This is a genomic window from Leptogranulimonas caecicola (assembly GCF_023168405.1).
GTDB lineage: Bacteria > Actinomycetota > Coriobacteriia > Coriobacteriales > Atopobiaceae > Leptogranulimonas > Leptogranulimonas caecicola.
In genome coordinates, this window is record NZ_AP025285.1 from 906343 (window position 1) to 927703 (window position 21361).

Annotated in this window: 23 protein-coding genes; 19 read left to right on the top strand and 4 right to left on the bottom strand. The window is 55.3% G+C overall.

What is annotated here, in order from left to right:
- Positions 1–34: 34 nt before the first annotated feature.
- The 19 genes from OR601_RS03965 (at position 35) to OR601_RS04055 (ending at position 16672) form a co-directional block, all read left to right on the top strand.
- The gene (locus OR601_RS03965) at positions 35–826 is read left to right on the top strand and encodes a dihydroorotate dehydrogenase electron transfer subunit (protein ID WP_168896326.1); all 792 of its coding nucleotides are present in this window, start codon (positions 35–37) and stop codon (positions 824–826) included.
- Positions 820–1746 carry a dihydroorotate dehydrogenase gene (locus OR601_RS03970; RefSeq protein WP_323373090.1) on the top strand — a complete coding sequence of 309 codons (927 nt, stop codon included), beginning with the start codon at positions 820–822 and terminating at the stop codon, positions 1744–1746. The genes OR601_RS03965 and OR601_RS03970 overlap by 7 nt, the downstream gene beginning before the upstream one ends.
- The gene (gene pyrF / locus OR601_RS03975) at positions 1740–2462 is read left to right on the top strand and encodes an orotidine-5'-phosphate decarboxylase (RefSeq protein WP_265592282.1); all 723 of its coding nucleotides are present in this window, start codon (positions 1740–1742) and stop codon (positions 2460–2462) included. The genes OR601_RS03970 and pyrF overlap by 7 nt, the downstream gene beginning before the upstream one ends.
- Before the next feature lie 56 nt (positions 2463–2518).
- Positions 2519–3121 carry an orotate phosphoribosyltransferase gene (pyrE, locus tag OR601_RS03980; protein ID WP_136012814.1) on the top strand — a complete coding sequence of 201 codons (603 nt, stop codon included), beginning with the start codon at positions 2519–2521 and terminating at the stop codon, positions 3119–3121.
- Between the two features lie 103 nt (positions 3122–3224).
- Complete coding sequence (gene mihF, locus OR601_RS03985) at positions 3225–3533, top strand: integration host factor, actinobacterial type (RefSeq protein ID WP_136012813.1); 309 nt, start codon at positions 3225–3227, stop codon at positions 3531–3533.
- 4 nt (positions 3534–3537) lie between these two features.
- The gene (gmk, locus tag OR601_RS03990; protein WP_265592283.1) at positions 3538–4098 is read left to right on the top strand and encodes a guanylate kinase; all 561 of its coding nucleotides are present in this window, start codon (positions 3538–3540) and stop codon (positions 4096–4098) included.
- A gap of 7 nt (positions 4099–4105) precedes the next feature.
- Positions 4106–4387, top strand: a complete 282-nt coding sequence (locus OR601_RS03995; protein ID WP_136012811.1) for a DNA-directed RNA polymerase subunit omega — start codon at positions 4106–4108, stop codon at positions 4385–4387.
- A 1-nt stretch (position 4388) separates the two neighbouring features.
- The gene (thiI, locus tag OR601_RS04000; protein WP_265592284.1) at positions 4389–5627 is read left to right on the top strand and encodes a tRNA uracil 4-sulfurtransferase ThiI; all 1239 of its coding nucleotides are present in this window, start codon (positions 4389–4391) and stop codon (positions 5625–5627) included.
- Between the two features lie 285 nt (positions 5628–5912).
- Entirely contained in the window at positions 5913–6719 is an 807-nt protein-coding gene (locus OR601_RS04005; protein WP_265592285.1) for a ComEA family DNA-binding protein, read from the top strand.
- 301 nt (positions 6720–7020) lie between these two features.
- Entirely contained in the window at positions 7021–9087 is a 2067-nt protein-coding gene (locus tag OR601_RS04010) for a DNA internalization-related competence protein ComEC/Rec2 (protein WP_265592370.1), read from the top strand.
- Positions 9088–9136: 49 nt separating this feature from the next.
- Entirely contained in the window at positions 9137–10090 is a 954-nt protein-coding gene (gene holA / locus OR601_RS04015) for a DNA polymerase III subunit delta (RefSeq protein ID WP_265592286.1), read from the top strand.
- A gap of 95 nt (positions 10091–10185) precedes the next feature.
- Positions 10186–10872: a CDP-alcohol phosphatidyltransferase family protein gene (locus OR601_RS04020; RefSeq protein WP_265592287.1), complete on the top strand. Its 687-nt coding sequence runs from the start codon at positions 10186–10188 to the stop codon at positions 10870–10872.
- On the top strand, positions 10869–12113 hold the full coding sequence (locus OR601_RS04025) for a D-alanyl-D-alanine carboxypeptidase family protein (protein ID WP_265592288.1): 1245 nt from the start codon (positions 10869–10871) through the stop codon (positions 12111–12113). The genes OR601_RS04020 and OR601_RS04025 overlap by 4 nt, the downstream gene beginning before the upstream one ends.
- 5 nt (positions 12114–12118) lie before the next feature.
- Positions 12119–13012: an aminomethyltransferase family protein gene (locus OR601_RS04030; RefSeq protein ID WP_265592289.1), complete on the top strand. Its 894-nt coding sequence runs from the start codon at positions 12119–12121 to the stop codon at positions 13010–13012.
- Between the two features lie 42 nt (positions 13013–13054).
- Positions 13055–14257: a MalY/PatB family protein gene (locus OR601_RS04035; RefSeq protein WP_265592290.1), complete on the top strand. Its 1203-nt coding sequence runs from the start codon at positions 13055–13057 to the stop codon at positions 14255–14257.
- A gap of 67 nt (positions 14258–14324) precedes the next feature.
- Entirely contained in the window at positions 14325–14699 is a 375-nt protein-coding gene (locus OR601_RS04040; RefSeq protein WP_136012802.1) for a RidA family protein, read from the top strand.
- A 105-nt stretch (positions 14700–14804) separates the two neighbouring features.
- On the top strand, positions 14805–15221 hold the full coding sequence (locus OR601_RS04045) for an FHA domain-containing protein (RefSeq protein WP_136012801.1): 417 nt from the start codon (positions 14805–14807) through the stop codon (positions 15219–15221).
- A gap of 4 nt (positions 15222–15225) precedes the next feature.
- A complete protein-coding gene (gene ftsR / locus OR601_RS04050; RefSeq protein WP_265592291.1) occupies positions 15226–15951 on the top strand; it encodes a transcriptional regulator FtsR in 726 nt (241 codons plus the stop codon).
- Positions 15952–16138: 187 nt separating this feature from the next.
- Entirely contained in the window at positions 16139–16672 is a 534-nt protein-coding gene (locus OR601_RS04055) for an adenine phosphoribosyltransferase (protein ID WP_265592292.1), read from the top strand.
- Positions 16673–16854: 182 nt separating this feature from the next.
- Here the strand turns inward: OR601_RS04055 and OR601_RS04060 are convergent, their stop codons facing one another.
- From OR601_RS04060 to OR601_RS04075, 4 genes are all read right to left on the bottom strand, one after another.
- Entirely contained in the window at positions 16855–17952 is a 1098-nt protein-coding gene (locus OR601_RS04060; RefSeq protein ID WP_265592293.1) for an AI-2E family transporter, read from the bottom strand.
- Between the two features lie 201 nt (positions 17953–18153).
- Positions 18154–19245 (bottom strand): glycerol dehydrogenase, encoded by a 1092-nt coding sequence (locus OR601_RS04065; RefSeq protein WP_265592294.1) that lies wholly within the window; start codon positions 19243–19245, stop codon positions 18154–18156.
- Between the two features lie 90 nt (positions 19246–19335).
- Positions 19336–20061 carry an acetolactate decarboxylase gene (gene budA / locus OR601_RS04070; protein WP_265592296.1) on the bottom strand — a complete coding sequence of 242 codons (726 nt, stop codon included), beginning with the start codon at positions 20059–20061 and terminating at the stop codon, positions 19336–19338.
- Positions 20062–20130: 69 nt separating this feature from the next.
- Positions 20131–21156 (bottom strand): 2-keto-3-deoxygluconate permease, encoded by a 1026-nt coding sequence (locus tag OR601_RS04075; protein ID WP_265592297.1) that lies wholly within the window; start codon positions 21154–21156, stop codon positions 20131–20133.
- Positions 21157–21361 lie beyond the last annotated feature (205 nt).

The following is a 21361-nucleotide window of genomic DNA, read 5'->3' on the forward strand; positions in this document are numbered from 1 at the left end:
ATTTTTGCGTGTGTTTCAAAAGAAAGGAGGACCCATGCCGACACCCTCTGCCGCACGGGTTCACACTGCCACTGTTGTGGACAACGTGCAGGTGGCCGAAGGCCTCTGGCGCCTGGTGTTTAGGGCGCCCAAGCTTGCTGCAAACATCTCATCTGGCCAGTTCTTCAGCATCGCGGTTCCAGGAGCCCCCAAGCAGCTGGCTCGAATCCCTCTGTCCTTCTCCATCGCGGATTTTGACGCCGGCACCATCGAGACGGTCTACGCCGTCGTTGGCCCAGGAACCCAGGCGCTCTCCCAGATGGCTCCGGGTGCCACCACTACGGTGCTTGGCCCTGGCGGGCATGGATGGAAGCTGGACACCTTCACCAAACGTTGCCTCCTGGTGGCCGGCGGCATAGGCGTCACCCCTATCATCTCTGCAGCTAACACCTTGGGTCTTGAGGGTTTGGAATACGACGTCATCATGGGCGCGCGCACCGCTTCCATGCTCTGGGGCGCAGACCGCCTGCTTACCTATGGCGCAGGCTCAGTGGTGGTGGTCACAGATGACGGCACTGCTGGAGCCAAAGGCACTACGGTGGATGCCCTTGAGGCGGCCCTTCCTACCGAGAAGTACGATCTCGTGCTCACCTGCGGCCCTGAACCCATGATGAGGCGTGTGGCAGAGCTTTGCCAGAAGGCCGATGTGGCCTGCCAGGTCTCCATGGAGCGTATGATGACCTGCGGCTTTGGCGCCTGCGCTACCTGCGTGGTGGACACCAAGGGCGGCAAGGTAGGCGCTTGCATGGGCGGTCCGGTCTTTGATGCAAATGAGGTGGTCTGGTGAGCACTCCCAATATGGCCGTAAATCTTGGCGGCGTAGAACTTAAGAACCCTGTGACCACCGCAGCGGGCACTTATGGTTTTGGTTGGCAGTTCGAGGGCTTCTATGATGTCTCTTGCCTTGGCGCCATCACCACCAAGGGGTGCGCCAGTAAGCCCTGGCCGGGCAACGCCGCCCCTCGGATGTGCGACGTCACCTCTGGCGTCATGAATTCTGTGGGTTTGCAAAACCCTGGTGTGCGCGGTCTGGTAGATCAAGCAGGGGAGTACTTGGAGAAGCTCTCTGAGCGCGGCTGCAAGGTCATTTGCCAGGTGGCAGGGCATTCTCCTGAAGAGTACGTGGAGGCTGTCGAGCTCTTTGAGGAGCTAGCTCCTTGGGCGGCTGCCCTAGAGATCAACATCTCCTGCCCCAATATCTCTGCTGGCGGAGCTGCCATTGGATCCACCCCCGAGGGTGCAGCCTCTGTCATCTCTGCAGTGCGCGATCGCACCAAACGTCCGCTTTTGGTCAAGCTGGCTCCTGCCAATGTGGTGGAAGTCTCCCGCGCTCTTGAGGCGGCCGGCGCCGATGCGCTCTCGGTCATCAATTCCATCCCGGCCATGGCCATCGATGTGAACACCCGCCGCTCCAAGCTCTCCCGTCCTACCGGCGGCCTTTCCGGCCCCTGCCTGCACAATATCGCCGTGCGCATGGTCTGGGAGGTGGCCCAGGCGGTCAAGCTTCCCATCAATGGCGTGGGCGGCATCATGACCTGGGAAGACGCAGCGGAGTTTATCTTAGCTGGAGCCACCTCTGTCTCGGTGGGCGTCGCCAACCTCATCAATCCCGATACTGCTCCCAAGGTGCTTGAGGGCCTTGCCCAATGGGTGAGCGACCAGGGTGCAGATGACATCAATGACCTCATTGGAGCCTTCGAATGCTAACAGACGACCAAGCTCGCGACGCCGTAATCGTGGCGCTTGACTGCTCTGCCCAAAAAGCCTTGGAGACCGCCCGACTGTTGAGCGGCCACGCCCGCTGGCTCAAAGTGGGCATGACGCTGTTCTATGCCGCCGGCCCCTCCATCGTCGAGACCTTTAAATCTCAGGGATACCAGGTATTTTTAGACCTCAAGCTCTTTGACATTCCCCATCAAATCGAGGGCGCTGCAGCCTCGGCAGCCGCCTGTGGAGCTGACCTGCTCTCCATCCATGGCTTGGGCGGTGCCGCCATGGTCCAGGCTGCCCGTCGTGGCGTGGAGTCTCAGGCTGCCGAGAAACCCGATCGCTGCAACCTGGTAGCCATCACGGTGCTCACTTCCATGAGCGAAGAGGACGCTAGCTCTGTGGGCATTGAGACACCCATCGCCCAAGAGGTCTCTCGATTGGCGTCTCTGGCGTGCTCCAATGGCGCTGACGGCATCGTATGCTCGCCTCAGGAAGCTCAGGCCATGCGACAGCTATTGGGGCCCCAGGCACGCATCGTCTGCCCAGGAGTGCGCCCTCAGGGCGCCCAGATGGGCGATCAGAGCCGTGTGGCCACACCCTTGGCCACCCTTAAGGCCGGTGCGAGCCAGATCGTGGTGGGCCGCCCCATCATGAACGCCCCTGATCCCCTTAAAGCCTTCGAGGACATCGTCTTAGAGCTTCAGGGACAATAGGGTTTACTTCTGGTTTTCATTTTTCTGTCCATTTTCTAGCCAAGGAGCACCGTTTCATGGAGACATCTGTGCGCTTAGACGACCAGGCGATCCTTCAGATCCTCAAAGACACCGGAGCCATTCGCCATGGTCATTTTGTTCTCACTAGCGGACGTCATTCAGACACCTATGTGCAATGTGCCCGCGTTATGGAGAGTCCTCGCACTACGGTGGACCTTGCCAGGGAGGCTGCCCTGCGCTTGCCGGAGGACGTGCGCTCCTCAGTGGATCTGGTCATCTCTCCTGCGGTGGGCGGCATCACCTTTGGTTTCGCCATGGGCTATGTGCTGGGCGTAGATTTTATCTTTGCCGAGCGTCAGGCGGGCGTTATGACCCTTCGCCGCTCCTTTGAGATTCCCCAAGAAGCCAACGTGCTGGTTTGCGAAGACGTAGTCACCACCGGTGGGTCTGTCAAAGAGGTCTGCGACCTCGTCGAGGATGCCGGCGCTACGGTGGCAGGCGTGGTGTCTATTATCGATCGCAAGACCGATCGCAAGTTTGATGCCCCATTTTTCCCATTACTGGGCCTGGAAGTCGCTTCCTGGACCCCTGAAGAATGCGAATTATGTGCCAAAGGCGGTAAAGCGGAGTCTCTTGGGTCCCGAAAACTTGCAAAATAGCCGCTAGATTGCCAAAATGCCTGTAGCGAACGCCGGCTCGATGGTATCATCCTGCCGGTGTTTCTATCTATGAGTTCGATTCATGTGGATTAGGAGTTCTTCTATGGCACTTCCCCAGCTTTCCGAAGAGCAGCGTGCTGAGAACCTTAAAAAGGCTGCTGCTGCCCGTCACGCCCGCGCCGAGCTTCGCGAGAAGATCAAGAACGGCGAGGTTTCCCTCGAGGAGGTTTTGAACTCTGAGGATCCTGCAGCCGCTCGCATGCCTGTCCGCGCTCTTATCGAGTCGCTGCCTGGCTATGGCAAGGCCAAGGCCACCAAGATCATGGAAGAGCTCGATATCTCCCAGAAGCGTCGCGTCCAGGGCCTGGGTGCCCGTCAGCGCGAGCGTCTGCTCGAGATCCTCTCCCGCTAACATCATGACACCGCGCCTGTTCGTTGTATCAGGTCCTTCTGGGGCGGGGAAGGGTACGTTGGTTTCTCGCGTGCGAGAGGTCCGTCCCGATCTTGGTCTCTCGGTGTCTGCCACTACCCGCGATCCTCGTCCCGGTGAGGAAGATGGCGTTGCCTATCACTTCCTCACCGACGAGGCCTTTGACCAAGCAATTCAAGAGGGCCGTTTCCTTGAGTGGGCACACGTGGCCGGTCACCGCAGCGGCACGCTTTTGAGCGAAGTAGACAAAAACTTGTCTCAAGGCCACTCCCTCATCCTAGAGATCGATGTTCAGGGTGCCTTGCAGGTCAAAGAGATTTATCCAGACGCAGTGCTGGTCTTTATCGAGCCTCCTTCAAAAGAAGAGCTCGAACGTCGCCTTCGCGGTCGCGGCACAGAAGCCGAGAAAGACGTGCAACTGCGTCTGGGAATCGCTGCTCAAGAGATGGAGCTGGCTAGTTCCTACGATGCACGGGTAATAAATGATGATCTAGAAGTCGCCACGCACGAGTTGTTGGACGTTTTGTCGTCCTTTGAATCTGAATAGAGGTTGCATGTCCATCATTAATCCTCCTATCGACGATCTGCTGGCTAAGGCAGAGGAGAATCCCTTCCTTTTATGCTCCATTGCCTCCAAGCGCGCTTGTGATATCAACAATATGCTGCGTGGTCAGCATATGCGCGTGACAGCTGTTCAGGATGTAGATGACATCACCACAGTTGTGAGCGGTAAGGATCCCATCTCCATCGCCATGGATGAGATCGAAGATGGCGTTCTGAGCTATAACCAGGGCGATTTTGATGTAGAGATCGCCGACGGCGATACCAACAACTAGCATGGCTTCACGCTGCTGTCTGATTCACTATCATGAGATTGGCCTCAAAGGTAAGAATCGTTCTACCTTTGAGCGTCAACTCATGACCAATCTCGCTCATGGTTTAAGAGGGTTGCCCGTAGCTTCGATCTCGCGGGTTTCCGGTCACCTTTTGGCCACCTTCTCCAGTCCAGAGGCGCCTGAGCAAGCCATGTCACTCATCGCTCGGATTCCTGGAGTGGCAAGGGTATCTTTGGCGTTTCGCACCGCTCAAGATCCTGCTGAGTATCTTCCGGCTGCCGTTTCTGCTCTTGGAGAGGTGGAGCATTTCTCTACCTTCAAGGTGCAGGCCAAGCGAGCAAATACCAGCTACCATCTGCATACCATTGAGCTCAATCGTGAAGTGGGAGCAGCGCTTTGCGAAGCTTTCCCCACAAAAGATGTGGATGTACACAATCCAGAGGCGACAGTGCACGTGCTCTTTAACGAGGGCGATGTATTTATCTATGCGCGGTCTGAGCGTGGTGTAGGAGGCTTGCCTGTAGGCACTGCGGGAAAATGCGTGTCGTTGTTCTCCAGCGGCTTTGATTCTCCTGTAGCCACCTGGATGATGGGTCGCAGAGGTGCCACAATGGTGCCGGTTCACTTCTCGGGCAGACCTCAAACCTCTGATGCCTCAGAATGGCTCTGCCAAGATCTTGTAGAAGCCATGGCATCAGAGGGAGCTATAGGGCGTCTCTATGTAGTGCCCTTCGGTGATTGTCAGCGAGAGATTGCCTTGGCGGTGCCTCAGGCGCTTCGTATCATCATGTATCGACGCTTGATGTATGCGGTGGCAGAGCAAATAGCGCATATAGAGGGTGCCAAAGCTCTTGTGACCGGAGAATCGTTGGGTCAAGTGGCCTCTCAAACTTTAGAGAACATCACCGCTACTTCAGAAGTAGTAACCACTATGCCAATCCTGCGGCCCCTTATCGGCACAGACAAGCAGGAGATCATTGCGAGAGCCAAAGCCATCGGAACTTATGAGGTCAGTGAGCAGACGGCTCCCGATTGTTGTACGCTTTTCATGCCTCGCCGTCCTGAAACCCATGCGAAGCCAAAGGCGGTGTCAGAGGCTTGGGCAAGTTTTGATCATGAGGCTATGGTAGAAACCCTATTGGGGTCTCTAGAGTATGTTGACTATGATTTCTGTCCTTCTTACAAACCAGCTAAGCGTTGGGCAGAACTTCATACTGCGCTTGCTCCTGCATCCTTCTAAGAACAGCGCTTCTGCAAGAAGAGATCTAGCGCGCCCTGACGGCATCCAGCATTTTTGGTAGTGCTGGATGCCGTTTTTTGTCAGACTCCTTTAATGTGGGGAAGCTGTGAAACATTCATATTGTGAATAATACAATAGATGAAATATCATCCTAGGTCTTACCTGCGAATTCAGACCCGTTTTCTTCTACTTGACTAAAAAGTGTCAGAAATTGGTCAGAAGCCATTATTACTCTGAGCCATCCAAATGGCCTTCTGGCTTGGTCGATCTAGGGAGGGAAGGGCGATGGCTCAAAAAAGGATCAAGGAAAGCTCGATTCATAATTGGGCAAGGGCGGTAAAGCGCCTAGTTCCTCAACCACAAAAGATGCTCATCGTAGCAGTTGTGGCGGTACTGGGGCTTTCTGCCTTGGGCGGGATGGTCTTGTTGCAAGGACAAGGAATCGTAGTAGCAAGATCTCAAAACACTCAAGTAGAATCAACTAACACTCAAGTAGAAGATGAAGGTAATGGTAATTCGGAATCTCAACTAAAGGATGAAGATGGTTTAGAGTCGCGAACATCGAGTGATGAATCTGCGAATTGCGAAAGAGAACAAGCCATCAAACATTACAAAATACATGTGGATGGGGCAGTGGCAAACCCTGGTATCTATACACTTGATGCTTCTGATGCTCGAGTTTCTGACGCAGTGGAATGCGCCGGAGGATTGGTAGAAAGCGCGGATACAAGCGCGATAAATTTAGCCGAGGTGCTCGTTGATGGAGCAAAAGTGCACATTCCTTCAATGGGTGAGGAGCCTAAACCTCAAGGATCGGCTCAGGTTATAGAAGGTTCTAGCTCAACTGCAAGTTCTGGTAGTGGCGGGAAGTCCTTGTCGGCATCAGGGAGCCCAGAGAATGCACTGATCAATCTCAACAGTGCAACCATAGAAGAGCTGCAGACGTTGCCTGGTGTGGGGGAGGCTACTGCGAAGGCCATTGTGGAGGACAGAGAAGCTCACGGACCCTATGCCTCACCGGAGGATCTCATGCGAGTGTCAGGGATTGGTGAGAAGAAGTTTGCCAAGTTGCAAGACAAGGTCTGCGTGTAGCATGCAGTCCTCTCCTTATCCGGAACGTCCGGTATTGCCCCCTATGCTCTGGGCGTTTGTGACAGTGGCTTTCATTTGTGCTTTGATTCTTAGGGCAGATGTTCGTTGGCTTTCCTGGATCTACCTTGGTTGTGGCCTTGGATTTGCAGTGATCCTTTTGTGTGGGCTGCGCATTGAGAAGGCCAAAGGCCTTTGTATGCTATTGATAGCAGTAGGCCTATTGGCGCTTTTCGTCTCCACTCTCAAACGTCAACTGGTGGAAGATTGCAAAACCGAATTCAGCGAAGTGCCTATTTCTGCCATGGCCTTTGAAACCACTTCTGAATCCGTACCCTCGGCGCAAGGCTATAGAACCACTGCTAACGCTTATCTTCCCAGCGGGGCTCAAACAGTCTGCTGGCTCAGTAGCGATGAGCCTCTAAATGCAGGATACCTTCTCAAGGGTGTTGGTAGGTTTAGCGCGCCTCAGGATGAGTTTGCGGCGTTTTGCAAGGCCAGAGGGCTGGCAGGCACAGTCAAATTGGTAGCCATTGGTAGTAGTGGGGCAGCCTCAGGGCTTCAAGCCGCACTTTTAAGGTGGCGCGCTCAGCAGTTGCAAGCCTTCGACGATCAAGCAAGCGACGAGCATGCGCTGCTTGCGGCTATGGTGACAGGATCTCGGTCTGCCGCACAGCAGCGAGGCATCATGGATTTATGTTCCCAGGTGGGCATCTCTCATTTGGTGGCAGTATCAGGAGCTCATTTGGCTATCCTGGCAGCTCTTATGGCCGCCGCTATCCAAAAACTGCCGCTTGGCCATAAAACCTCTTTGGCCATTCAGGGGCTGATGGGCCTGGTTTATGTATGCTATTGCGGCTCTCCACCTTCTGCTCTGCGAGCTTGGTCCATGTCTCAGCTTTCTTTGGGAGCCAGGTGGCGAGGAAGAAAAGCATCGTCTTTGAATGCTCTCGGTTGCGTAGGCTGCATCTATTGCCTAATCAATCCTGCCGTCACAGGAGAGCTGGGCTTTGTGCTTTCTGTTTTGAGTGTCGGGGCGATGGTGCTTTTTGGCCCTTGGCTAAGAGCTGCGACAAAACAAGTGCTGCCTCGGCGGCTAAAGGCCCCAGTTCATTCCCGGCATCTACGCGTGCTTGCCCAACAGGTGGGACAAGCTTCCCAAGCGGGATTTTTATGCTTTTGTGCCACTTCGCTATTGGTGGCAGCTACCTTCTCGAGAATTTCGCTCCTAGGGCCTTTAGTATCGGCGCTTCTGGCACCTTTATTTAGTCCTCTCATGATGATGGGGCTCGCCTCTTTGGCTACATCTTCGATACCGCTAGTTGGTGTTCTTACCAATCAAGCGGCCTCTGGGTTGGCGGGCCTCTTTTTGGGCGGCGCAAGGCTGGCGGCCATGATACCTGGAACAAGCTTTTCTATTGAGCTGGAAGAGTCGGTCGCATTCTTAGGAATGGCGCTAATGACAGTAGTGTTTTTAGTGGCGTGGCCCAAGCCATCATCACGCGCTCTTAAGGCGGCGCTAGGCGGAATATGCTGCATTTTGATAGCAATGGCACTTAGCCCTATGACCATTCCGGCTCAGCTTGGCGTGCTCGATGTGGGACAGGGAGATGCCATCTTGGTGCGAGAGGGTTCCCAGGCCATCCTTGTGGATTGCGGGCCTGATGACTCTGTTGCCCAGGCCTTACAGCGCCAAAACGTGCGCTCGTTGGATGCGGTCATTTTGACCCATCAGCATGATGATCATTATGGGGGTCTTAAGGCGCTTGCATCTTATGTGCGACCAAAAAAGATCTTTGTCGCCAGGGGAGTGGCTTCTTCGCTGAGCCCAGAAGTATCCTCTCTAATAGATCAGATAGGCTGTCCTGTAGAAGAGGTTTCCTTTGGCGATCGGCTCGAAGTGGGCTCTTGGACCTTGGAGGTGCTCTGGCCTCAAGAGCAAGTGGACGGCTCGGAGAATGAGCATTCCCTATGTCTCAAAGCCACCTGTAAGCTGGGACTTGTGGCTCTGCTTACTGGAGATGCAGAGCAAGGAGAACTAGCTCATATCGCACGCGAGGTAGGGCAGATAGACTTACTCAAAGTGGGACATCATGGATCTGCGGTGTCGATTTCACCTGAGGAAGCTCATATTTTGCAGCCTGTGCTTGCAGTGGCTTCTGCGGGAGCCCACAACCGCTATGGGCATCCCTCTGAGGAATGTCAGCAGGTACTGGCTGAGGCTCATAGTGGGTTTTTGTGCACAAAGGATGTGGGGGACATCGTGGTACAAGGCCAGAAGACAGAGGAAGGCAATCTTTCCGTGCACTGTGAGCATGCCGGGATTCTCAAGGGGCCCTCTGGGCGAGAAACATTGGATGCGGTAGCCTAACTAAAGTGAGAAAGCGGGAAATCTAGGCTTGAGAGAGAAGGACCGCGAGGTGAATCCAGTATATGCTGCCATTGGGGGCAACAAACCCAAGCGTGATCGAGCGGTGGCAAAGCTCAAAAGCCATGTGGATCCAGCTTTTGAGAGCTTCAACCTGGCTGAGTTCCCAGAGGGATCCTCGCTAGAAGCTGCAGATCTTATGTCCTCTTTAGAGCAGCTGCCTTTTGGTGCAGAGCAACGTATCGTGATTGTGCATGAGGCCGACAAGCTTCCCAAAGAGACCTCAGATGCCATTGTGGGCTATCTCAAAGACCCTAATTTGGCGTGCGTGCTGCTTTTAGAGGCAGATAAACTCGCCAAAAACACCAGGCTCTACAAAGCCGTGGCTTCCAGCAGCCCTCAGGCAATCATTGCGTGCGAATCTCTTAAGGCCTACGAGATTCCGGGCTATATCCGTCAAGAAGGCTCTCGCCTGGGTCTTACTGTGCTTCCGGACGCAGCCGATGAAATGGCCTCTCGTCTAGGGGAGACCTTAGAGCTTATCGACACTACTTTGGAGTCCATCGTGCGGGCCCATGGTCCGCGCACGTTGGTGGACAAAGCCTTGGTCAAAGCAGAAGTGCCCCGAGTAGTGGAACCTAAACCCTGGGACTTTTGCGATGCGGTCTGCAGGAGAAATCTCAGAGAGGCCCTGGAGATTTATGGCCGGTTCGACGATAACACCGAGGTGCTCCTTCATAAAATGCTGGTGGACAGGCTGCGGGAGCTTCTGGTGATGAAGTCGCTGGTATCTCAGGGAAAGCCAGGGGATTTCAAGCGCCATTTTGCCAATAAGGCGTGGATGGCCAACAAGCTCACTGGATGGAGCAGGAACTTCTCGGCAGCGGAACTCCGGCAGGCTCTTGCAGCCGCCATACCCTGCGAGCAGGCCATCAAAGGATCAAAGGATGCCAAGACTGCCATGATCGCCTGGTGCGCCTCCATTTGTGCAAAAAATCCGAGCTGACGTAATTGTTAGGTTGCAGAAAGGCAGATTGGGGGGCTATCGCTTAAGGGTTTGGGTACACTTCCTGACAGGAAAACAGGCATCAGGAGGTATCAGTGAAGCTCAAGTTCTTGGAGGACAAAATACATGCTGCGGACCCATCCGCGCCCGTGGGGACCTCCAACAATCCTAGCTTTCAGATCTTAACTGTTGCCAACTGCATCACTGTTGCAAGAATCGTTCTTACGGTCGTCTTCTTGGTGCTCTTCGTCCAGCATTTCAACAGACTTGTCTGCCTGATCATCTATGCCGTCGCAGCTCTTACAGACTTCGTGGATGGCCAGGTGGCTCGACGCACCCAAACGGTGAGTTGGTTTGGCAAGCTACTGGATCCTGCGGTAGATCGCTTCCTTATATTCACCGGCGTCATCGGCCTCTGTGTAGTGGGCGACCTCCCGCTCTGGATCCCTGTGGCTCTCATCGGCCGCGATGTGGTGCTGGCCTGTGACATGGCTCGCCTGCAGCACTACCGCAAACGTCCTGTAGACGTGCTTTTTATTGGCAAGGTGGCCACTGCGGTTTTGCTTGCAGGATTCAGCTGGTTGCTTTTGGACATGCCCATTGTGAATGGCTTTCACTTGATCGATGTGAGCTGGCTTCCATTGCTCAATTCTCAGCCTGGTTGTCCTGCGCTTTTGGTCATCTATGCAGGTGTTATCATATCTCTTACTACTGGTATACTTTATATACTTGAAGGCTTTCAGATTCGCGACGAGTTCATCGAAGAGGGCGGTGAGAAGTGACATTCTCTTCTGTCAGCACGTTTGCTCCTAGAACTGCCGAGAAACCCTTGCATCCCATCCTGCAGCCTTCACGCCCTCGAACTCACCTTTTCCCCTTTCGCTTTGTCGCCTGCCTGCTGCTTGCAGCCATTTATTTTGCTCTCCTAGGTCCTACTGCTGCGTGGGCGATCTCTAGCCAGCCCACCATTAGCGAGGCGCAAGCCTGGTGCATTACCGATGAGACTGGTGCCCTCTTGGCCTCATCCTCTGAAGACGAACTGTTTGCGCCGGCATCTATCACCAAAGTCCTTACTGCCTGCGTGGCGCTGGACAAAGGTGTGGCTCCAGACACGGTGATCACCATTCCTCAAATGCCCGAGGAGGGATGGGAGGCGGCCCAAAGAGCCGGTTATACACCGGGGACCACGGCAACTTTTAAAGATCTTTTGGCGGTGATGCTGGTCTACTCGGCCAATGATGCTGCCTATGCCATCGCCGAGTACGTGGGTGGAAGCCAGGCTGGATTTGCTCAAATGATGAATGAAAAGGCGCAGCAGATCGGCATGACCAACTCCACATTCAAAAACCCCCATGGGCTTGAAGAAGAAGGGCATCTCACCTGCGCTCGCGATCTGTGCCTTTTAGGCCGTTACGCCCTGACGCACTATCCGCTCATAGCAAAATGGGTGCATACGCCTCAGGTGACCGTGCCTGTGAATGGCCAAGATCTGACCTTTTCCAGTACAGATGAGCTCATGGGAACATACAAGCCGCTCATTGGTATAAAGACAGGCAAAGTGGAGGCAGGATGCACGTTTTTGGGGGCGGCGCGCAAGAACAATGTGACCTTGTATACCTGCGTCTTGGGCTGCGCCACCAGTGACGGACGCTTCAGGGATACCCGCAACCTCATGGAATGGGCTTTTTCCACCTATAAAAACGTTGCGGTGACGCGCGCAGGCCAGACAGTGCAAACCAATCCATTTGCCTTCAGGTATGGTTATGAAGTGCCTGTAAGCTCTCCGGTGGCAACCCATGCCATGATTTGGCCCGATGATGTGGCTTGTTCTTATACGCGCACGCTCACTTCTTCAAACCAGTTGCTCTCTAGCCAGGCAACCTGTGGGGCTGAGCAATGGCGCCAGGGAGATCGCATCGTGGCCGCCACCTCTTTTGAGACCGGTTGGCCCCAACCCTCCTTTAGACCCTATAGATGGACTTTCGATTGGGCGGCTCACGCGGTTGCTCGGAAGGTGGCGTAACTCCTATGAGCGATCAATCTGATTTTCGGGGAAAAAGCGGTGTTCTCTCTCAAGAGCACGCCTTGCTAGGTGCGGCCCTTGAGCCTGCAGCTAACGGCTATCTCGAGGCCTCCTATTATGGCGATGGATCTCAAGAACCTGAGGCATTCGATCAGGGGGCAGCCCTTTGCGATGTGGGCAGCCTGGTTTCTACCTGCATCTCTGGCAAAGAGGCCGCGGCTTTTGTGTCGGCAGTCTTCACAGGTCCCGTGCCCTTTGCAGGTCAGCTGGTCTGCTCGCTCGCACTCACCGGCACGGGCACTGTAGTGTCGCCTGCATTGGTAGCAGGTATCGGCCCTCAAGACTTTTGTATCTGGGCGCCTGCAGAGACTGCAGAGGGCTTGGATTCTTGGCTTCACGGCATTGCCGCCATCGAACAAGATGGGAAAGCCCCCTATGCATCGGTTGCCTTTGAGCCTGGAGCGCCGTTTTCAACCATGCTGGCCATGGTGGGACCACAGGCGCCTCAAGTCTTAGGAGACTACCTGGCGCGGGGCGTAAAGCTTCCTGCTCCTGGTACATTGTCCAACATCTCTCTCGATGCCATCGACACTGTTATGCTGCATCCGCAGATCCCCGGCGCCTCTCAAAAGGATCCGCACAATCATGCCTACCTTATGGTGATACCTAATCAAAAAGTGACGGTACTTTGGCGCAGCTTCTTGTCCTTCAATAGCGTGACTCCGGTAGGCACCTCGGCTTTCTGGGGATGGATTCAAGAGAAGTGTCCAGGTATCGTAGACCTTCTGGATGAGCCCACCAAGCCTCAGACCCCTCAAGACCTGCATTTGAAAGATTGGCTCAGGCCCACAGAGGATTTCATCGGGGCTCGAGCGCTGGCCGATGGGCAAATCCCATAGCCCAGATGTGAGGCTCGTGTAAGAGATAGGGGAGACTTTGCTATGACCTACGATTTCACTACGGTGCAAAACAGGCGCGGACAGGGTTCTTCCAAATGGCAGGCGATGGACGAGGTTGCACCCCATCACGGCCCTGAGGCAGTGCCCTTCTCGGTAGCAGATATGGAATTTGCTACAGCGCCAGAGATTGTGGCGGCTCTGCACGAACTCTGCGATTCGACAGTTTTGGGCTACACGGTGCCTACCTCCAACTATTTGCATACCGTATGTCAATGGCAACGCCAGCGTCACAGCTGGGACGTCGACTCTTCTTGGATCGTCACTTCACCAGGTGTGGTGCCTGCTTTGGGTTACGGCATCGAGGCCGCTACGGCCCCAGGCGATCAGGTGATCATCCAGCCGCCGGTCTACTATCCCTTTAGCGAGGTCATAGAGCAAACTGGCAGAAAGATCGCGCGAAATCCCCTGCGTCTCACTCAGGCTGGTTACCAGCTGGATCTGGAAGGATTCGAAGCCCTCTGCAAAGATCCGGCTACTACGGCATTCATCCTCTGCAACCCTCACAATCCTGTAGGTCGCGTATGGAGCCGAGAAGAGCTTACCTCCATAGCAGATATCTGCGCTGCTCATGGGGTGACTGTCATTGCTGATGAGATCCATGGCGACCTTATACTCGATGGCTACGAGCATTTTTGTTTTGGCAGACTGCTGAAGAAGCGACCTGCCCTAAAATCCATCGTGTGTACGGCACCTTCTAAAACCTTCAACCTTGCAGGGCTTCAATGCTCCAACATCTTTATCCCGGATCAAGAGCTTAGAGAGCGCTTTGCTGCAGCCGCTAAGAATGCTGGTGTGTGGAATCTCAACTGCTTTGCCTATCGGGCTTGCGAGGCGGCCTATAGGCAAGGATCTCCTTGGCTCCGCGAGCTTCTTCAGGTGATTCAGCGCAACTATGATCTGGTAAAAGAACATATGACCAATTCCTGGCCGAAAAGCTGGGTGGCGCCTCTGGAAGGTACCTATCTTGCTTGGATAGACCTTAGGTTTACAGGCGCTACCGCTCAAGAGCTCGAGCAAGCCATGCAGGCGCACGATCTCTTCTTTGACGAAGGCGCTATCTTTGGCCTCGAGGGAGAGGGATTCGAGCGCTGGAATCTGGCATGTCCCACTTCGCTTATTCTAGAGGCGCTTCCTCGATTGGATGTAGCCCTTCGTGATCTTTGCGCTTGTGACGCTCTCTCTTAAGCTGTGAGGTGCGCTTCAATCCTCGCCGAGCTCTTAAGAGGATCATTATATTTTAAGGAGTTGATCTATGTACTCGTTGAGCAGCCCAAACGCGCCTCAGCCCTCAGGCCCCTTCTCTCAAGGCTCTTCGGCAGCGCGCTATGTCTTTATCTCTGGTCAGCTTCCTATCACCGCAGAGGGCCAAAAGCTCACAGAGGCTTCTATCGGCTCTCAAACGGTGCAGGTAATCAAAAACATCGAGGCTATCCTGGCAGACGTCGACCTCACCATCTCTGACGTGTGCAAAACCACCGTTTACCTGGCAGATCTCTCAGATTTGGCCGCCGTGGACGAGGTCTATTCCGAGCGCTTTGAAAAGCCTTATCCAGCCCGTTCGGTGCTTGAGGTGTCACGATTGCCCCATGGGGCGCGCATTCAGATGGAAGCTGTGGCCTGTAGATAAACTATATATGCCTACATAGGACCCAATGTCTGATGAGAGATGCCAGGCATGGGGCTCTTGGTGCGTTACAATGGAGATTCACAAGGTCACAGCTAGGAGGCTTCGATGTCAGACACCCCCCAATCCAACGACGCCACCAGCATCTTTCGTATGCCCTCTACAGATGCCACGGTTCCTGATCTCATGGGCTCCCAGCGTCTGTCTAACCCTACGCTCTCCATCGTAAAGGGACCTCATACCGGCACTACGTTTGTGCTTGATACGCCAGAGATCACCATTGGTCGCGATCCTTCCAACAGCGTCTTTTTGAATGACATGACGGTGTCTCGCCATCATGCCAAGATGCATCTTGTTCCGGGAGCTAACTCCATCGAGGATCTGGGCTCTCTCAACGGCACTTGGGTCGATGGCGCCATCATCAATCGTGCCATGTTGGAAGATGGCTCTACTATTCAGGTGGGCACATTCCGCATGATCTTCCATACCACCCAAAACACCAGCCGTATCCCTGTGGAAGCCTAAGCCTATGGCAGATGCCGGATACCTCACTATAGGTAAGGTGGTCAAGCGCCTGCAGGCAGAATACCCGGATCTCTCGGTTTCCAAGGTGCGCTACCTGGAGGACGAGGGCTTGCTCACGCCCTCTCGCACCCCTGGTGGCTATAGGCTCTACAGCTCAAAAGACATTAAGCGTCTAGAGACCATCCTCTACCTGCAAAAGCACAGGTTTCTACCCCTTTCCGTAATTCGCGAAGAGCTGGATGGCCATGGCGAGGAGTCCGTGGTGGCCCTAGCCAATGACTACCCTGAAGCCATAGTTGACGATGAGGAAGTGCGCAATTCCCTGCACCCTCTCGAGAATATGCCGGAGCTTCTGGGAGTTTCCATCGCGTTCGTGCGCGACTTGGCAAACATTGGCATCGTGGATCTCAAACGCAGCCCCCGTGGCCGCGAGTTGGTGAACGGGAGCGATTTCCCTCTCATTCGCACCGCGGACTCCCTTAAACGTTTTGGTATAGAGCCTCGCAACCTGCGCCAGTATGTCAATGCTGCAAACCGCGAGACTACCATGTTCGAGCAGGCCCTCTCTGTCATGGGACCGCGCCAAGGCGAGTTCACCGCCGAGCAACGTGCCTCCTACAAACAGGCCTTTGAGCAATTGCTTTCCCTTACCAATGCCATAAGGGATGATCTTATCCGCAGGAATTTTCGCCAGGTGCTCGCAGCCATCTCGGACACCCAGGAGCCCTAGTGCTTCTTGATTGTCCGATGGAAGGTATGCCGCCCTATAATCCCAAGGACAAAGCCCGGTTCTAAGGCGTACTATTTTATGGGCACTCACTCATAGGTGCCTTTTGAGAGCGCGCCCCAGTGCTCGTTTTGTCCTCTGCAACAGTCCCATGCCGGCCTGCTGCCCTTTACAAGGAGAAGCCACTTCCATGAGCAATTTTGCCTACACCGACCTTGTGGTCGACATCCCTGATTATCCGGAGCCTGGCGTCATCTTCAAAGACATCACCCCTCTTATCGCAGATCCCCAGGGCTTCTCTGCTGTCATCGATGGTCTGGCTGAGCATTTCATGGGTCTAGGTATCACCAAAGTGGTGGGCGCTGAGGCCCGTGGCTTTTTGGTTGGCGCTCCTGTGGCCTATCGTCTGGCCGCAGGTTTTGTCCCTGCCCGCAAGCCTGGCAAGCTCCCCCGTGATGTTATCTCCCAGGCTTACGCATTGGAGTACGGCACCGATGAGATCCAGATCCACGCAGATGCCCTCTCCTCGGAGGACCGCGTCCTCATCATCGACGACCTGGTAGCTACTGGTGGCACTGCCGTTGCCTGCGCTCAGCTGGTGGAGAAGGCTGGCGCCAAGGTCATTGGCTTTGGTTTTGCCCTCGAGCTGGCCTATCTCAATCCTCGCGAAGTAATCTCCCAGCACTTTGACCAGGAAGTCTACTCCCTCATCACCGTGGAGTAACTCGACTGGCTGCAGACTTCCTCATCACGCATGACCCCCTCCATGCAACGGCTCTCGAGCCGAAGGTGTGCAGGGGGTCTCTTTGTTACCCGTGAAACAAAGGGAGTGATAGAGGAAGGGTTTCTCGACATTGGATGCCGAGAAACTCCGCCGCCCAAGGTTTGAACCTGTGGCTCAATGGATTACTGGGATGAGGCGGTAGGGCGGGGTGCACGTCGAAGCTCTTGGCGTATGAGCCGGTACACCACGGCGGTAAGCGGCACGGCAAAGATCATGCCTAGAATACCGCCAACTCCGCCGCCCAAGATCACAGCGGCCAGAACCCAAATGCCAGGCAGATCGATGGAAGTGCCCACTACACGGGGGTAGATGAGGTTACCTTCCACTTGCTGCAAAATCACCAGGTATGCCAAGAAGAAGAGAGCCTGGAGAGGGCTTTGGGTCAGGATGAGCAAGAATCCCACCAAACCGCCAATGAAAGCGCCAAAGATCGGGATGAGTGCAGTAAAGCCCACCACCACGCCGGTCATGCCCGCATAGGGGAGGCCAAGAATGGCCATGCCAAGAGCGCAGAGGGCTCCTAAGATGACGGCCTCGGTACACTGGCCTACCACAAAGCCACGAAAGCAGGAGTTGGCCACAGAGCAGATCTCTAGGAAACGGGCGTCTGCTTTAGCTGGGAGCCAGTGGGCCAGGAGCCGCTTGGATTGCTCCAGGAGTTGCTCTTTGGAAAGCAGCAGGTAGATGGCAAAAAAGAGGCCGATGATCCAATTGAGCGTGGTGTTCACTACCGTGCTTAGGAAAGTTGCAGTAAAGCCTAGAAGGGTATCGGCGCTTTGGGGAGCGAAGGAGCTGAAGAGGCGATCCATCTGATTGGAGAGGTCGCTTAGAGAGCCAAGATGGATGAAGCCGGTGTTGTTGATTTGGGCGACCAGCGATTCTAGAGTGGAAGGCAGTTGGGTCACAAGCATCTGGATGCACCTGATAAGCTCGGGAAACACCAACTGGCCTAGGAACACAAAGAGGGCGACGACGGTGAGGATAGAGGCCGTAAGACAGAGGCCGCGCTTGCCGCGGGAATGCCCTTTAGGCCAAAGCCCCTCATAGAAAGCCATAAGGATATTGAGCACATAGGCGATGGCGCAGCCCAAAAAGAGAGGTATGGCTGCAGCAAGCATCATTCCCAGCCAGTTCACCAAAAGATCCAAATAGTGAATAGCAAGGTAGAGCAGGAAGCAGGCGAGGCCCACTCTGCTTAAGGTCTTCCAGCTCAGATCCACAGAAGTCCTCTTTCAATGAACGCTGCCCGCAAGGCGGCAGCCAAAGGTCTAAATGCACGTGGTGTAGAGCACACAAGCATAAAGACTACCCGACCCCTTTGCTCTTCATGAGAAATCCCCCAGCGGGGCCGGGGGATTTCGGGTAGAGGAAAGCGATGTGAACGTGAAACAGAGCTTTCTTAGGAGCCGGCCTTGAGGTGATTAGTCCTCGAGAAAGGCGTGGCCGAGGGCGTCGGCTTGGAACATGGCTGCAGTCAGCTGCTCGGGGGTCACGTCGCCTGCAAAATTGTGGATGGACTCGCCTGGGACGCAGGCCATCTGGGCAGCGATGGCTACATGGCTGGGATCGGTGATGTTGATGGCCTCAAGGGTAAGGGGCAGATCCACAGCGTCCATGAACTCCATGACCTCGGCCAGCTCCTCGTCGGGAGCGTCCTCCAGCACCAGCTGCACCAGCGTGCCAAAGGCCACGATGTTGCCGTGGGGGATAGACTCGCACTCCTCCAGAGCAGTGGTGCCGTTGTAGACGGAGTGAGCGACGCAGAGGCCGGCGTTGTCGGCGCCCACGCCAGAAAGGTAGATGTTGGCCTCGATGCAGGATTCCAGAGCGGGCACCATCACGCCCTTCTCGGCAGCCACCTTTGCGCGGAACCCGTCCTTGATAAGGGTGTCGCGGCATAGGGTGCAAAGGGCCATGGCAGAGAGGGTAACCTCGGTGTTTTCCAGAGAGAGGCTCTTGGTGCGCTGGCAGGCGCGAGCCTCGTAGTAGGTGCCCAGGGCATCGCCCATGCCGGCCACTAGGAACTTCACGGGGGCATCCATGATGATGGTGCTGTCAACAATCACCACGTCGGGGTTTTTGGGATAGAAGAGGTATTCGGCAAAGGAGCCGTCGTCGTGATAGATGACGGAGAGACCGGTGCAAGGGGCATCGGTGGCTGCCACAGTGGGGATGATCACTACGGGTTTGCCCTGATAGAAAGCAGTGGCCTTAGCGGTGTCGATGGCAGAGCCGCCGCCTATGCCGCACACGACATCGATGTCATCATCTACTACGATCTGGCCCATCTTGGTGATCTCGCCCTCAGAAGAGATGCCGCCAAACTGCTCGAAGCGCAGATAGCTATCAGTGCCATCGCAGCTCTTGGTGATCTTGGGCTCTGCTGCAGCGAGGCCGCTGTGGCTGCAGATGAACAGGAAACGCTTGCCATACCCCTTGCAAATGTCATAGAAGTCGTTCAGGCAGTCCGGGGACTGGGCGTACATCGAAGGGGCGCGCATTGCTTTGTACATGGGAAATCCTTTCCACAACAGACATCCGAATGCCCACTTTTGAGCTGTCGGATGTCTCATTTTTATGCCCTTTACCTGGGCAACGATCGGTTATTTACCACCCTCTACCTTGGCGGTGGCCTCGGCCAGGTCCTCGGTGAGGTCGAGGCCTGCAAACTCGGGATTGTCAGGCATGATGAGCGCGAGTTCTCGATAGCTCTCGAGGGTACCGGAGACGTCGCCAATGGACATCTCGAGAATGTGGCCGCCGCGCTTCTTGTCCTCAGAGAGGAAGTGCAGGTGCCAGCCGGGCATATTGATGCCGTCTACAAAGCTGGGGCACCAGACGCCAATGACCCAGCCCTCCTCGTCACGGCTTACGAACTCACGCTGGTCGGTGGCTGCCTCAGAGAGCGTGGTGTAGGGCTTCTGCTGCTTGAAGCAGCTGCGCCACTTCATGGTGGGGAAGGTGCCCTTCATGGCTACCAGCCACCAGTAGTTGTCGTTTCCGTCGGTGCCGGCGCGCACCTCATCCAATGCAGCTTTGACAGCGGCCATATCGGAGGCGTCGGCAATGCCAAACTCCGTTGCCTTCTCGTTGAAGTTGGCCACAGTGGAGAAGGCCACCTTCTCGTCGTTGCCATAGGGCACGACCTCGCCGTCGGCATGCCCGTCATAGGCGACGCCGTCGCAGATGATGGCCTCTCCGTCGAGACCCTCATAGGTGCCAATGCCCCAAGAGCCATGGGAGAGAAGCTCGCCAACGGTCACTACGCCGTCGAAGTTGCCCAGCATCAGGGCGTTCAGGGTGCTCACTTGGTAAAAGACAGAGGACATGATGACTCCTTTGGTATCAAGTACACGGGCAGTTAACTCACGCGGTGGCGCGTGTTTCTCGGCAAGGGATTAGACGGCTTCCTCGGAGACCTCGTCTACTGAGAGCGGGGTGACCTTGTCGCCCTGAGAGGCGGCCTCGGCAGCGATCTCGGCATTGGTCTTCACATGGTTCTTTTGGATGAAGAACTTGGTGATGTAGGGGGTGGCGAAGGTGGTGATAAACATGATCATGGCGAGCTGGGAGACGGCGTCGGCGACGAAGGGCTCATAAATGCCTGCAGCAGAGGCGGCCATCATGGGGATGGAGAGGGCTACGCCGGCGACCGAGCAGCTGGCTACAGAGGCATAGCCGCCGCCATGGAGCACTTTGCGGTCAAAGAAGTAGAGGGGCACGATGGAGATGACATAGAAGAGCACGGTGAGCAGGATGCCCTGGGGGATCTGCTTGGCGGCCTCGGCCAGGTTAATGACAGCGCCAAACTGGAAGCCGATAAAGGGGAGCACGCAGTTGTTGCCGCTCTTGAACAGGTCGCGGATTGCGGGGTCGATGTTGCCAAGCACGATGCCAAAGATAAAGGGAACCAGGAGGCTCACGATGGACATCCAGTTGATGTCGCCGCCGTTAGCGCTATTGAGCAGCACCATGGGAAGCACGGGCATGGAGAACATCATGAGGATGCCAAAGAGGGCATAGTCAACGGAGTTGCCGTAGGGCTCGATGATGCCCATGTAGAGGGCGCCGTTGCAGCTGGTGATAGCGATGGCGAAAGCCAGGAAGCTCACGCCCAGCAGGCCGGCTTGGCCAAAGAGGGACAAGAACAAGAGGGCTGCGCCGTAGGCGACGCCGTACTTAACCAGCAGGAAGGGGAGGCCTTTCTTGGCCACCAGGCCCAGCTGCGAGAGGGAAAGCTGGGTGCCGGTGAAGAAGAGGAGCAAGCCGATGCAGAGCTGCATGCCTGCGGCGGTGAACATGGATTGGGTGGGATCGCCAATCTCCAAAATCTGAGGGCAGAAGGTGTGGATAAGTGCGCCGATGATGGTAGGAACCAACAGAATGCCGGCAGGTACTTTTTGGATGGTGCGCAACAACTTCATGGGGGAGTCCTTTCTCCGCCGCTACAAAGCAAACCCGATTTGCGATGGGGGACCGGCCCCATCAAATACACCGGTGATTCCAACAGGCGTTGGTTTTGGTCAGTGGATATTCTGCCTGGGTATGCAACCAAATGCTCTGTTAAATGTGACAAAATGAAACTTTCCCTTGTGCACAATTGACAAATAATAGGGACATATGAGATGC